We start from the raw sequence: 13,976 nt of genomic DNA on the forward strand, positions 1-13,976 counted from the left end.
AATAGCCCCTTTAAAAGGAGCTATTAAAAATGATTAGTCGGCCAACGCAGCTTTTTGCGCTTCAACAATATCGGCAATGCCCTTATTCGCCAGGGCTAAAAGCTGCATCAACTCTTCGTGGCTGAACGGTTCGCCTTCTGCGGTACCTTGAATCTCAATCATCTTACCGTCTTCCGTCATTACAACGTTCATGTCGGTATCGGCTGCTGAGTCTTCAACGTACTCAAGGTCACACAGTGCTTGTGCACCAACGATGCCCACTGAAACTGCCGCTACGTGGCCTTTCATTGGGTTCTTTTTCAGTTTGCCGCTTGCTAGTAGGCTGTTGATAGCATCAGCCATTGCAACGCTTGCACCTGAAATAGAAGCAGTACGAGTACCGCCATCTGCTTGGATAACATCACAATCGACAGTGATCATGATTTCACCCATTACTTTCAGGTCAACAACAGCACGTAGGCTACGAGCGATCAGACGTTGGATTTCCATCGTACGACCACCTTGCTTGCCGCTCGCCGCTTCACGACGGTTACGAGTGTGCGTTGCACGTGGCAGCATGCCATATTCAGCGGTTACCCAACCCTTTCCTTGGCCTTTTAACCAACGCGGCACGTTTTCTTCTACCGTCGCATTACATAGAACTTTAGTGTTGCCGAACTCAACTAATACAGAACCTTCAGCATAAGCTGTGTAGTTACGAGTAATTTTAATTGGACGAATTTGATCTACAGCGCGGTCATTTGGACGCATTGGTATCTACCTTATTAACAGTCTGAAGTGATTTTCTATCGAAAGAGTGCATCACCTAAGAAAGGGGTGAGACAGTTTTGATTGGGGCAAGATTATATAGCAGTTTATCGTGCAAATCTATTTACCGTTCAAAGCTATTTATCACGAAAGGCTATTTATAGTGAAAAGCGACAGGCTTCGAGAGCACACCATATCGTGATACTATGCGTGCGCGTTATTTTCAGAATGATAAAAGACAGGAAAATTCGATGATTTATAGTATGACCGCGTACGCACGCAAAGAAGTAAAAGGCGATTGGGGCACAGCAGTATGGGAAATCCGTAGTGTAAACCAACGCTACCTAGAAACTTACTTCCGTATGCCTGAACAGTTCCGTGGTTTAGAGCCAATCTTGCGTGAGCGTTTCCGTAAGCGTCTAGCGCGCGGTAAGGTTGAATGTAACCTACGCTTTGAAGCAAACCCTGCTGCAAAGGGCGAGCTAAGCATTAACGAAGGTTTGGCTCAGCAAGTAATCAATGCGGCAAACCAAGTAATGACGATGACAGGTGAAGAGAGCCGTTTGAACCCATTCCAAGTCATGAACTGGCCTGGTGTGATGGAAACGCCAGAGCAAGACATGGATGCTATCAACAAAGATCTGCTAGACGCATTCAACGATGCTATCGCAGAGTTCATTGATGCTCGTGCTCGTGAAGGTGAGAACATGAAGGCGCTAATCGTACAGCGCTTAGATGCAATCACTGAAGAAGTAGTGAAAGTTCGTGCACGCATGCCTGAGATCCTAGAGTGGCAACGTGAGCGTCTTCTTACCAAATTTGAAGATGCGAAAATCGAACTTGAAGGTTCTCGTGTTGAGCAAGAGCTTATCCTACTAGCGCAGAAGTCAGACGTAGCAGAAGAGCTAGACCGTCTAGACTCTCACGTGAAAGAAGCGAATGTAGTACTGAAGAAAGGCGGCGCTTGTGGCCGTAAGCTTGACTTCATGATGCAAGAGTTCAACCGTGAGTCAAACACGCTAGCATCTAAGTCTATCAGCACAGACATCACAGCATCGGGCGTAGAGCTTAAAGTTCTTATCGAACAGATGCGTGAGCAGATCCAGAATATTGAATAACAGTTTGTCAGTAACACACTGTGAATAGCCATTAGCTGAATCAGTGTTGATTAGATCAAGATAAGCTCCTAGTTTTAGGGGCTTTTTTTATGGATACAGTAATGAAAATCAAGGCTAGTCAGTAAGCGGATAGTTACGCTGGAGATTTACTTAGAGCAAGAAATAGATACAACGATAGTTAGAACGAGATGGCGGATGTAAAACAGGATTTTTGAATACTTAGAGAGGGTATTGCTAATGGAGAAGAGTGTTGCGGTAAAACTGAGGGGGGAAACAAATTTGAGAGAGAAAGTGACGCAAATTGCTGTTGCAACCTGCGCCGACTTAAAATCTTATAGAGCTACAACGTTTGCAGCTTGAAGACCTTTTTGGCCTTGCTCTACTTCGAAAGACACTTGTTGGCCTTCTTTAAGAGTCTTGAAACCTTCAGAAGCGATTGCACGGAAGTGTACGAATACGTCAGCGCCGCCGTTGTCTTGAGTTAGGAAACCGAAGCCTTTCTCTTCGTTAAACCATTTTACTACGCCGTTTACTTTGTTAGACATGATGTGTCCCTTATATAAAAATAAAAAATTAATCGCCAAAAGTGCGATGCGCTGAAAGCTTGAATTATTTAATGTATCTATGAAGCTAAGGGAAACACTGAGAATAACAATGAAGCAATACTAAGGGTTCTACTTTACAACTGGATGTTTCATTTAATAACCCTGAGAACAGAGCGACGCCATTCTTGGTGATCTGAGCCTGCTTGTAAAGCGTTATTTGGACAATTTGATGTTTTTTTGTTCAACTGGCTTAAATTAAAAGCCCAACGATATCGTTGGGCTTCATTTATAAGACTTTAACCTTCAAAGTGTTACTCATCTGGCTGCTTGGTTCTAAGGTCTACATACGGCCAATAATGATGTCCAACACGAATCAACAATGTTGCCGCGGCCAAGATAAATGCCGCTAAAGATAACCAAACGATCAATACCGCATCGAGTTCTTTCATGCCTAAAGTGATGTAACGAGCAATCGCCATCATCGCGATATAGATCGGGTATCGTACTGGAATCTTACCGTTCATCACAAACTGCTGAACCATCGCCAACACTTCTAAATAGATAAACATCAGCAGAATGTCGGTCAATTGCACTCGGCGTTCAGCGAAGACATGCATGAACTCTTCGACCATCGCAAACAAGGTCGCGAGCGTGATCGCCACCAGCAATACCGCTTCCATAATGTGGAACACTTTTAAAAACGGCTTACTAAAAGATTTGGGTAAGTGAGAAGGCATAGTCACTCTTCAAGAAATAATTAATCCAGTCTCTACAATAGCATGCATCAATATAAGTCGCGTACGCTCTTTTATCGCGATTTAATGGTGAGTCAGATTGCTGGATTATCTTTATCGTGGTCCCATAAAAAAACCCTACACAGATGACGAATCTAGTTTCGTCGATCAGTGCAGGGTTTGACTATCCATATTCAGGCTAGATAAGCGCTAGGCCTAGAACATCGCAAAGAATAGGTCATCATTAAGCAACAGTAACGCTGCTATATCACGATGAGATTACTTCGCAGAACAGTTAAATTCGCCATCATAATTGAAGTCGAATTTGTACATCGTAAAGCCTTCCGAACTATCTTTATCGCCTTCGTCACCTTTAGTCGATAAACCAGTAATTTCTCCCGTTGCACAACGTGTCGCTTCTTTCAGTGTCGCCGATGCAAACTCAACACTATCGGTATTCGGTGCAATAAGTTGGAACACCTCTGCATTCGGGAATGCTAGATAAGAGCTCGCTTCTTGCTCTAATCGATCAGCTAAGTAGAACTGAACAAGCTCACGGTTATTGAATGCAGCTTCTTCTTTAACGATTTCTGCGTTATCAATACCTGGCATAGCCGAATTTGAAGCTCGGTAGTTATTCGTGATCACATAGATTTCAGCATCATCAGCAATATCTACACCGTCAAATGTCAATGATTCGATTTGGTGGTCGGTATCTGATTCAACGAACTCTGTTCCATTGATCTCAGTAAACTTAGAGTTGTTCTCAACATTTACTGTGTATTTTAAACGACCTTCACCCTCTTCGCTAAAGCCACCATAGAAAACATCAAAGTTGTAACCAGGAAAACTTTCAATCAAGAATCTTTCATTTCCAGCCAATGGTAAGGTGTTGTAGGCATTTGAATTAACCCATTCGATCCAACGCTTCATGTCGGCACCTGACAACTTCAATACCGCAGGAGTGTTGTTATCGAATACATAAATATCCGCAACAGATGCATTGGTTAACTCACCTTCTTGAATGTTGGTGTAGTCTGCAGGGCCATTACGACCTGATTTGAAAGGCGCTGATACTGACAAGAACAAGGCATTTTCATCTGCGCTAGCGAACTCACCGTCTTCTTTCCATTTAAGCAATTGATGTAGCTGTGCTTCGTTAACCACTTGAATTGACAAATCTGGCACGAGCTGTGGGAAGAAGCTGTTCATGTTGACATCAATCTCAGCAATGGTCTCTGCCATGTACTCAACGGTGCCTTCATGCTCTTCTTCAACAAGATCTTCAATAGTAGCATCAGAACCTTCAACTAGAGAGCGAAGCTCCGTTGTTGAATGAGTATGGTCAACAACCCAAGTTTCACCGTTATTCTCTGAACGTAATTTTAGGTCAATCACGCCCAGTTTAGCGCCCCAGTAACCCGGCATAACCGCTGGTACACCATTGATCAGGCCTTTCTCTGCATCAACATCAGGAATATCACCATATTCACCCGTCTGATTTGGGAACTCACGGTGATCGTGGCCAAACATGATGGCATCAATACCTTCAACATATCCTAGGTGAAGTGAAGCATTTTCAGCAAACTCATTATCGTTGTTATTCAATCCAGAGTGTGGAATGGCAACAATAACGTCCGCGCCTTCTGCTTTCATGATTGGTACGTAATGTTCAGCTGTTTTCTTTATGTCTGAGACTAAAACGTTACATACAAGGTGTGAAGCGTCCCAACCCATAATATCAGGTGGTGTGAAACCAATTACACCGACATTAACAGAGTGATTTTTACCGTCGCTACCAATGAAATCTCGCTCCAGAATCACATATGGGTCATACATGTGTTCCGCAATATCGAACATCTCTTCAGTGATACGGATTTCACACTCTTCCGCTTTGTTGCTTACTTTCTCGAGTGAGTTGTCATTTTTCCATACGTTAGCACTCACATAAGGAAAATTAGAACCTTTAAGTGCTTCATCTAAGTATTCAAGGCCATAGTTGAATTCATGGTTACCCAAATTTGCTGCATCGTAATCTAAGTGGTTCATCGCCTTGTAAACCGGATGGTGATTGTTTCTAAGATGGTCAACACCCTTTGCCGCCATGTAGTCACCCATTGGGCTACCTTGAATCAAATCACCATTGTCAAATAGCATGCTATTAGCAACTTCATCTCGCGTGGCGTCAATCACCAACGAAGTTCGAGCAAGTCCCCACTCTGGCATTTTATTTTCGTTATCTTCTTTGCTTATAAAGTAATTATAAGGCATTACATTTGTATGGATATCTGTTGTTTCCATCAAACGAAGATCGAGAGTAATAGATTCATCACTATTTGATGAACTATTACATCCCGTTAGTGCAATAGCAACACTCGAAACAAGTAGTAGCTTTGTAGCATTAAACGTCATTTTAACTCCAAAGGGATTAATTTAAATAATAGATTATATACTCTAAAATGAGATGATAAATAACAAGACATTTAAAGTAAACACTAAACACATCATAGTTAAATCAATTAAAATTAGTCATATAAGACAACAAAAATATCACAACCAGGTAACAAAATACAAACATGACAAATGATAAGTTATTGAAATAAAAAGAAAAAGAATGGAAATTCAATTTGCAAGCCACAAGAAATCGATATTAAAATAGGATTATTTCAATGAATTTAAAATATTTTCATGGCTAAATTAAATGTAATTAGCCTGGAAATTAAAATAAAAAAGTTAAATTAAAAAACATATAGGCTTAAATTATATTTAAAATAAAAATAAGTTAATAAAACATTAACTTAATATATAATAAAACATTAATAAACATTGCATACAAATGTAACATTAAAAATAAAAGCAATCTGATAAATATAAAAACCCAACGCAAAAGTATTGGGTTTTTAATTCACACTCTAAATTAAATATAAATTTCTCTTTATATTTAATACTTAGATCGTAAAAATGAAAGGTATTAGTATTACAACATGATCAAGTAAGTTAAGAACACCACACACAGTCCGTAGATTAGCGGGTGCACTTCTTTACGCTTACCTGCCACAACCATTGTGAATGCGTAGCTGATGAAGCCCATCGCCATACCGTTCGCTGGAGAGAAGCTTAGCACTGTGAACATGATGGTAAAGAAGGCTGCAATGCGTGACTCTTTCTTTTCCCAGTTGATCTGACCAAGACGACCTACCATGTAGATGCCAACCACGACCATCGCCGGTGCAACCATTGCAGCCGAGAAGATAGAGAAGATTGGGTATAGGAACAATGAGATTAAGAACAGACCAGCCACCATGACTGCTGCCAAGCCCGTTTTCGCACCTTGAGAAGACGCAATGCCAGACTCAGAGAATGCGGTAATTGATGTGGTACCTAGGATCGAACCAATCACTGTTCCGCCCGCATCAGCAACCAAAGCTGATTTCGCGTTTGGCACCTTACCGTCTTTATCGATGATACCCGCATCACGGCCAACACCGACAATGGTGCTCAAGCCATCAAAGAAATCGACAATCAAGAAGATAAGTACGATGAACAGTAGGTCGAACATTTTCTCTGGCGTGAAAGCAGAGAAATCAAAGATAGCGCCAAAGCTGCCAGCCATGCTTGGTGGCATAGCAATGAACTGTTCTGGGATTGGTGCATTTGAAGTGCCCATGAAGACGTCAGCAAGAATCGTCAACACAATAGCTGAAACGAACGAGATGAACGTTGCTAGCTTGATGTCACGAACCATACAACCCAATGCGATAAAGATACTCACGTAAGCGATGATCACTTTTGGATCGGAAATATCACCTAAGCCAACCAATACGAATGGGTTAGAAACGATGATGCCCGCATTCTTAAGACCTAAGAAAGCAATGAACAGTCCGAGAGACACGGTAATCGCCAACTTCAAATCTTCAGGAATCGACTCAATCATCGATTTACGAATATTGGTTAACGAGAACGCGAGGTACAGGATACCTGACAGGAAGATGCCGAACAGCGCCTCATTCCAAAGTACTGCGACTGAACCACTCAATAGTAAGCCTTTGAAGAAGCCGTTCATGCTCATGCCCGGCGCAAGCATCACTGGGTAGTTGCCCCAAATGCCCATGATGAGGGTTGCGATAGCCGCAGACAGAGCCGTTGCAGTAAACACGGCACCTTTGTCCATGCCTGGAATATCACCCAAAATTGCTGGGTTAACCGCCAGAATGTAACTCATCGCCAAGAAAGTAATGAAACCTGCGTACAGCTCAGTGCCAATCGTGGTTTTTCTTTCAGTGATTTTAAACATCGAATCAAGCGAGCCAGGGGTTTTCTGGGCTTTCAGGGTGGAATCGGTACTCACAACAAAACCTATGCAATAAATTAAGAATTTGGTGATTCAAATGCTGTGAGAATAGAGAGGTCTCTACACTAAAAACTGTAGTCACCAAGGTAGGCATGGTAGTAGAAACATTTGATCCATTTCATCAAATATATACAGCATTTAATCGTTTGCGCGGATTGTAAGGATTGAGATTAAAACTTCAACAAATTTTGTCCAGATCACATAAAAAAGTACCGATGACGAGTCATTACATTTATACAAAGATCTTTGAGAAGATCATTCGCTAATAAATAACGATCAAGCCAGTTGTTCTCAATCATCTAAATATGCTACTCTTCGCCTCCATTTTTCTGACCTAATTTTCACCAGTTGCTTCTATTAGTTTTACTCGTTATCTCTTTACAGACGTAACCAACGGAACAATTAGTAGATGCACCATCGGAACAAAAATTAGAGTCAGTGCTATCTTTTAAAGTGTAGGTTTATTGCCTTCACTCAATCCAACCAACAGTGGAAATATACAGATGGGCAAAGGTACTCTTTACATCGTATCTGCACCTAGTGGCGCAGGTAAGTCGAGCTTGATCTCAGCAATGCTAGAAACCAATCCAACCTACGCAATGAAGGTATCTGTTTCACACACCACTCGCGGTATGCGCCCTGGTGAAGAAAATGGTGTTCACTACCACTTCGTAGAGAAGCATCATTTTGAAGACCTAATTACTAAAGGTGAATTCCTAGAGTACGCTGAAGTGTTCGGCAACTACTACGGTACTTCACGCGTTTGGATTGAAGAAAACCTAAACCGCGGTATCGATGTATTCCTAGATATCGACTGGCAAGGTGCTCGTCAGATCCGTGAACAAATGCCTCAAGCGAAGAGTGTATTCATTCTTCCACCATCAAATGGTGAACTAGAGCGTCGTTTGAATGTTCGCGGTCAAGACAGCAACGAAGTTATTGCGAAACGCATGAGCGAAGCAAAATCAGAGATTTCTCACTATGCAGAATATGATTATGTGATCGTGAATGACGACTTTGATGCAGCCCTAATGGACTTCAGAGCTATCATTCGTGCGGAGCGCTTGAAAGAAGATAAGCAAGCAGCGAAATACAGCGGCATGCTTACAGCACTACTAGCGGAATAATCTCTGATACCAATCGTAGTAAACAACTGGTCATTCTAGCTTGTGAAAAAGCCTGATAACGTCGTTAGAATTTTTGATTGTAGGGTCACTACTTATCGAAAAATTCTTCCTTGTTCTCAAACTTTTTTCCGGCGCTATCTCTGAGCACTTATTTACTGTGATTGGTATAACTGGATTTTCCATTGAGATAAGTATACGGTGATCTAGAAAATCTCTAGTTAAACTTGTATACTTTCTCGTCATCAAAAATTTATTAGTTAATTACTATTTGGAGTCCTCATGGCACGCGTAACTGTTCAAGACGCTGTTGAAAAAGTTGGCAACCGTTTCGACCTAGTTCTTATTGCGGCTCGCCGCGCACGTCAAATGCAAACTGGCGGTAAAGATTCACTAGTGCCTGAAGAAAACGATAAGCCAACGGTTATCGCTCTTCGCGAAATCGAAGAAGGTCTTATCACTAAAGACGTACTAGATGCTCGTGAACGTCAAGAGCAACAAGAGCAAGAAGCGGCTGAACTTGCAGCAGTAAGCAGCATCGCTCACACTCGATAAGAACGTCATTCGAACTAATTAACCTTCCGGGCCTTTAATTTGTATCTATTCGATAGCCTCAAAGACGTTGCCCAAGAATACCTAACAGAGCCTCAAATTGAGGCTCTGCGTCAATCTTATGTGGTAGCGAGAAATGCCCATGAAGGGCAAACCCGTTCAACGGGTGAACCATACATAATCCACCCTGTTGCTGTTTCAAGAATCCTGGCAGAAATGCGTCTGGATATCGAAACTCTGCAAGCCGCCCTACTCCACGATGTAATTGAAGATACTGAAGTTACAAAAGAGGAGCTGGAAGCTCAATTCGGCAATACCGTTGCTGAACTGGTTGATGGTGTATCTAAGCTGGATAAGCTTAAATTTCGTGATCGCAAAGAAGCGCAAGCAGAGAACTTCCGTAAGATGGTTCTCGCCATGGTGCAAGACATCCGCGTTATCTTGATCAAATTAGCTGACCGTACTCACAACATGCGCACGCTTGGGGCACTTCGTCCTGACAAGAAGCGTCGTATTGCTCGTGAAACCCTAGAGATCTATTCTCCGCTAGCTCACCGTCTTGGTATTCATAACATCAAGACCGAACTAGAAGAGCTGGGCTTCGAAGCCCTCTACCCTAACCGTTATCGCGTACTGAAAAACGTAGTGAAAGCTGCGCGTGGTAACCGTAAGGAAATGATCCAACGTATCCATAGCGAAATCGAAGGCCGCCTTGAAGAAGTCGGTTTGCCTGCTCGCGTACTTGGTCGTGAAAAGAACCTGTTTTCCATCTATAACAAGATGAAAACCAAAGAGCAGCGCTTCCACACCATTATGGACATCTACGCTTTCCGCGTGGTGGTTGATACCCCAGATACTTGTTATCGCGTACTTGGTCAGGCTCACAGCCTGTACAAGCCTCGTCCTGGCCGCATGAAAGATTACATTGCGGTACCAAAAGCCAACGGCTACCAATCTCTGCACACGTCAATGATCGGCCCTCACGGGGTGCCAGTTGAGGTTCAGATCCGTACTGAAGACATGGATCAAATGGCAGACAAAGGTGTCGCGGCGCACTGGTCTTATAAAGGCAACGGCTCACGCAGCAGTAATGGCACAACCGCACAGGTTAAAGCACAACGTTGGATGCAGAGCTTACTTGAGCTGCAACAAAGCGCGGGTAACTCATTCGAATTCATTGAAAACGTTAAGTCTGATCTGTTCCCAGATGAGATCTTCGTGTTCACGCCGAAGGGTCGCATTGTCGAACTTCCGGCAGGCGCAACAGCGGTCGATTTTGCTTACGCGGTGCATACCGACGTCGGCAACATGTGTGTAGGTGCTCGTGTAGACATGAACCCTTACCCACTCAGCAAATCGCTGAAGAATGGCCAAACCATTGAGATCATCAGTGCTCCGGGCGCACGTCCAAATGCAGCATGGCTCAACTACGTAGTGACATCACGTGCACGTACTAAGATCCGTCAGGTTCTGAAAACCATGCGTCGTGAAGAGTCGATTACCCTTGGTCGTCGTCTACTGAACCACGCACTTGGCGAGCACTCTATTACCGATATCGGCCAAGAGAACGTTGAACATGTATTGTCTGATCTTCGTCTCGACAGCATTGAAGACTTGCTAGCGTCAATTGGTCTTGGTGAGCTGATGAGTATCGTGATTGCTCGTCGCCTGCTAGGTGATGCTGACGAACTGACGGAAGTGAAAAACAACAGCGATGCGCCTAGGAAGAAACTGCCTATTCGTGGTGCTGAAGGCCTGCTACTGACGTTCGCTAACTGTTGTCACCCGATTCCAGACGATCACATCATTGCTCATGTATCTCCAGGTCGTGGCCTTGTGGTTCACCGCGAAACGTGTCCAAACGTTCGTGGTTACCAGAAAGAACCAGATAAATACATGGCGGTTGAATGGTCTGACGATTACAACCAAGAGTTCACTGCTGAGCTTCAGGTTGATCTGCAGAACCATCAAGGTGCACTGGCTGAGCTAACCAATGTTATCTCGAAAACAGGCTCTAACATTCACGGTATTTCAACCGAAGAACGTGATGGACGCTTGTACACAGTGACAATCTTGCTGACCACCAAAGATCGTGTTCACCTTGCGAGCATTATGAAGAAGCTACGTGTGATGCCACACGCGCTGAAAGTAAGACGTCGTAAGAACTGATCAAAATAAAGATGAGGGATTCGAGATGGCGAGATGCGAAGAGCAAAAGACTTCGTGACTCACCATCTTGGCTCCACATCTTTTTTAATCTTTTAGTATCTCGATAAATAAAGCTGACGAGAGATACGAGTCTCGAGATGCGAAGAGCAAAGCTTTTCACCACCTCAACTCTTCGTATTTCGTTTACTCGTACCCCTTATCTGCTCTTCATTCCTTCGTGTCTCGTTTACCCGCATCCCGCATCTGCTCTTATCCCTTCGCATCTCGTTTACCCGTATCCCGCATCTGCTCTTCTTCCTTTAAATCTCGTTTACTCGAATCCCGTATCTGCTTCTAATCTGCTCTTTCGCTTTATCCTGTACAAAAATCCAGTAAAATGCTTGAATAGATTATCTCTCTTACGTTTATGAGCCTTGTTATGTCACAGCTTTTATCTGCTATCCCTCTCAACTCTTTATCTGGAGTCGGCGCTAAAGTCGCAGAGAAACTGGAAAAGGTTGGGCTTAACAACGTACAAGACCTGCTATTTCACCTTCCTTTGCGCTACGAAGATCGGACACGTATCTATCCAATCGTAAAGTTGCACGCCGGCCTTTGGGCTGCTGTACAGGGCAAAGTAATGCACGTCGATACCATTTTCGGTAAACGTAAGATGCTCGCAGTAAAGATCAGCGATGGTAACGGTACGATTACGCTGCGCTTTTTCAACTTTACTGCAGGAATGAAGAATAACTTTGCCGAAGGCAAACAAGTACACGCCTACGGTGAGATCAAGCGTGGCAACATGGGCCTTGAGATTGTTCACCCTGACTACAAGTTCTTTGCCCCAAGGCAACAGCCAGACGTTGAAGCGAACCTAACCCCGGTGTATCCAACCACTGAAGGGCTAAGACAAGTCACACTGCGCAACCTCACTGACCAAGCTCTAGAGCTAATCGACAAAGCTGCCGTCAATGAGCTGCTACCGTCTGGCTTGTACGACCACCAAATTACTCTAGCACAAGCACTGCATACCATTCATAGACCACCTCCAGGTATCGACCTAGAGCTATTTGATGAAGGTAAACACCCTGCACAGCTGCGCCTAATTATGGAAGAGTTACTGGCTCAAAACCTGTCGATGTTGTCGGTTCGTAGCAAAGGACAGCAAGACAAGGCGATGCCTTTTCCTCCTGTGAACACCCTCAAAGATAAGCTGTTGGCTCAGCTGCCTTTTTCTCCGACCAATGCGCAAACACGAGTGACCAAGGAGATCGAAGCTGACTTGGAAAAACCGCACCCTATGATGCGTTTAGTGCAAGGGGATGTAGGTTCAGGTAAAACCTTGGTTGCTGCTCTAGCGGCGGTTCGCGCATTAGAGCATGGCCAACAAGTCGCCTTGATGGCACCAACAGAACTATTAGCCGAGCAGCACGCGATTAATTTTGCTAACTGGTTTGAAGCAATGGGCATTCAAGTCGGTTGGCTGGCAGGTAAGCTCAAAGGCAAAGCCCGTGAAACCGAACTGGCACGCATTGCCAGCGGCGAAGCGCAAATGGTGGTCGGTACTCATGCCTTGTTCCAAGAACATGTCGAGTTCAAAAACCTTGGCTTAGTGATCATCGATGAGCAGCACCGATTTGGTGTCCACCAGCGTTTAGAGCTACGTGAAAAAGGGGCAAAACAAGGCTATTACCCGCACCAGTTAGTGATGACAGCAACACCAATTCCACGAACGCTCGCCATGACGGCCTATGCCGATCTCGAAACCTCGATTATCGATGAGCTGCCACCGGGTCGTACACCGATTCAAACCGTGGCGATTCCTGATACCAAACGCGATGATATCGTTGAGCGGGTGCGTAATGCGTGTCTTAATGAAGGAAAACAGGCCTACTGGGTATGTACGCTGATTGATGAATCCGAAGTATTGGAAGCGCAAGCCGCTGCTGATACCGCAGAAGAGCTGCAACGCAAACTGCCTGACGTCAAAATTGGTCTAGTGCACGGGCGAATGAAACCTGCCGAGAAACAGGCGGTGATGCGAGAGTTCAAGGAGAACAAACTGCACCTATTAGTCGCGACTACCGTGATTGAAGTGGGCGTGGATGTGCCGAATTCGAGTTTAATGATCATAGAGAACCCAGAGCGTCTCGGCCTAGCGCAACTACACCAATTACGAGGCCGTGTTGGCCGTGGCTCGGTCGCAAGCCATTGTGTATTGCTGTATCACTCACCACTGTCTAAAACCGCTCAGAAACGTTTAGGTGTGCTGCGTGAAAGTAACGATGGATTTGTGATTGCACAGCGTGACTTAGAGATACGTGGCCCCGGTGAACTACTTGGCACCAAGCAAACAGGCTTGGCGGATTTCAAGATTGCCGACTTGGTACGAGACCAACATTTGATCCCAGAAGTTCAGCGTATTGCACGTCATATTCACGATAGCTACCCAGACAACGCCAAGGCGATCATCAATCGTTGGTTAGGTGAACGAGATGTCTATTCTAAGGCGTAATTAGCCCGCCTATTCCAGCTTAAAACGTAATAAGGCTTCCCCAAGGAAGCCTTATTAGTACGCGTTACTTTCACAAGCAAGAGCGAGATTCCCTACTCGTTCGTTCCTCACGATAGGGAATGACGATCAAAATAAACTT

10 protein-coding genes and 1 riboswitch are annotated in these 13,976 nt (G+C 44.1%); of the genes, 5 read left to right on the forward strand and 5 right to left on the reverse strand.

All coding sequences use genetic code 11. The features are described from left to right. Positions 1–33: 33 nt before the first annotated feature. Positions 34–750 (reverse strand): ribonuclease PH, encoded by a 717-nt coding sequence (gene rph / locus OCV19_RS15385; protein WP_009847983.1) that lies wholly within the window; start codon positions 748–750, stop codon positions 34–36. A gap of 248 nt (positions 751–998) precedes the next feature. On the opposite strand from rph, the gene OCV19_RS15390 reads away from it, so the two are divergent. Further along, positions 999–1,865 carry a YicC/YloC family endoribonuclease gene (locus tag OCV19_RS15390; RefSeq protein WP_065675978.1) on the forward strand — a complete coding sequence of 289 codons (867 nt, stop codon included), beginning with the start codon at positions 999–1,001 and terminating at the stop codon, positions 1,863–1,865. Positions 1,866–2,197: 332 nt separating this feature from the next. Here the strand turns inward: OCV19_RS15390 and cspE are convergent, their stop codons facing one another. From cspE to OCV19_RS15410, 4 genes are all read right to left on the reverse strand, one after another. Continuing rightward, the gene (gene cspE / locus OCV19_RS15395) at positions 2,198–2,410 is read right to left on the reverse strand and encodes a transcription antiterminator/RNA stability regulator CspE (RefSeq protein ID WP_017071067.1); all 213 of its coding nucleotides are present in this window, start codon (positions 2,408–2,410) and stop codon (positions 2,198–2,200) included. A gap of 311 nt (positions 2,411–2,721) precedes the next feature. Next, positions 2,722–3,147, reverse strand: a complete 426-nt coding sequence (locus OCV19_RS15400; RefSeq protein ID WP_017062464.1) for a phosphate-starvation-inducible protein PsiE — start codon at positions 3,145–3,147, stop codon at positions 2,722–2,724. Positions 3,148–3,423: 276 nt separating this feature from the next. Then, positions 3,424–5,556 carry a bifunctional 2',3'-cyclic-nucleotide 2'-phosphodiesterase/3'-nucleotidase gene (locus OCV19_RS15405; protein WP_065675977.1) on the reverse strand — a complete coding sequence of 711 codons (2,133 nt, stop codon included), beginning with the start codon at positions 5,554–5,556 and terminating at the stop codon, positions 3,424–3,426. A 565-nt stretch (positions 5,557–6,121) separates the two neighbouring features. Beyond that, positions 6,122–7,492 carry an NCS2 family permease gene (locus OCV19_RS15410; RefSeq protein WP_065675976.1) on the reverse strand — a complete coding sequence of 457 codons (1,371 nt, stop codon included), beginning with the start codon at positions 7,490–7,492 and terminating at the stop codon, positions 6,122–6,124. 58 nt (positions 7,493–7,550) lie between these two features. Then, positions 7,551–7,650, reverse strand: a riboswitch (purine riboswitch). A 348-nt stretch (positions 7,651–7,998) separates the two neighbouring features. Here OCV19_RS15410 and gmk point away from each other — a divergent pair. The 4 genes from gmk to recG all read left to right on the forward strand — a co-directional run bounded on the left by gmk (position 7,999) and on the right by recG (position 13,837). Continuing rightward, on the forward strand, positions 7,999–8,622 hold the full coding sequence (gene gmk, locus OCV19_RS15415; RefSeq protein ID WP_065675975.1) for a guanylate kinase: 624 nt from the start codon (positions 7,999–8,001) through the stop codon (positions 8,620–8,622). Positions 8,623–8,901: 279 nt separating this feature from the next. Then, positions 8,902–9,174, forward strand: coding sequence for a DNA-directed RNA polymerase subunit omega (rpoZ, locus tag OCV19_RS15420; RefSeq protein ID WP_009848003.1), 273 nt, complete (start codon positions 8,902–8,904; stop codon positions 9,172–9,174). A 39-nt stretch (positions 9,175–9,213) separates the two neighbouring features. Beyond that, the gene (gene spoT / locus OCV19_RS15425; RefSeq protein ID WP_065675974.1) at positions 9,214–11,340 is read left to right on the forward strand and encodes a bifunctional GTP diphosphokinase/guanosine-3',5'-bis pyrophosphate 3'-pyrophosphohydrolase; all 2,127 of its coding nucleotides are present in this window, start codon (positions 9,214–9,216) and stop codon (positions 11,338–11,340) included. 418 nt (positions 11,341–11,758) lie between these two features. After that, positions 11,759–13,837 carry an ATP-dependent DNA helicase RecG gene (recG, locus tag OCV19_RS15430; protein ID WP_065675973.1) on the forward strand — a complete coding sequence of 693 codons (2,079 nt, stop codon included), beginning with the start codon at positions 11,759–11,761 and terminating at the stop codon, positions 13,835–13,837. Positions 13,838–13,976: the final 139 nt, after the last annotated feature.

It is taken from the genome of Vibrio celticus (genome assembly GCF_024347335.1).
GTDB classification, from domain to species: domain Bacteria; phylum Pseudomonadota; class Gammaproteobacteria; order Enterobacterales; family Vibrionaceae; genus Vibrio; species Vibrio celticus.

Coding starts and splice junctions, on each gene's coding strand:
- OCV19_RS15405 (WP_065675977.1), bottom strand. CDS start 5,556: ATGACGTTTAATGCTACAAAGCTACTACTTGTTTCGAGTGTTGCTATT.
- OCV19_RS15400 (WP_017062464.1), bottom strand. CDS start 3,147: ATGCCTTCTCACTTACCCAAATCTTTTAGTAAGCCGTTTTTAAAAGTG.
- recG (WP_065675973.1), top strand. CDS start 11,759: ATGTCACAGCTTTTATCTGCTATCCCTCTCAACTCTTTATCTGGAGTC.
- cspE (WP_017071067.1), bottom strand. CDS start 2,410: ATGTCTAACAAAGTAAACGGCGTAGTAAAATGGTTTAACGAAGAGAAA.
- rph (WP_009847983.1), bottom strand. CDS start 750: ATGCGTCCAAATGACCGCGCTGTAGATCAAATTCGTCCAATTAAAATT.
- OCV19_RS15390 (WP_065675978.1), top strand. CDS start 999: ATGATTTATAGTATGACCGCGTACGCACGCAAAGAAGTAAAAGGCGAT.
- rpoZ (WP_009848003.1), top strand. CDS start 8,902: ATGGCACGCGTAACTGTTCAAGACGCTGTTGAAAAAGTTGGCAACCGT.
- gmk (WP_065675975.1), top strand. CDS start 7,999: ATGGGCAAAGGTACTCTTTACATCGTATCTGCACCTAGTGGCGCAGGT.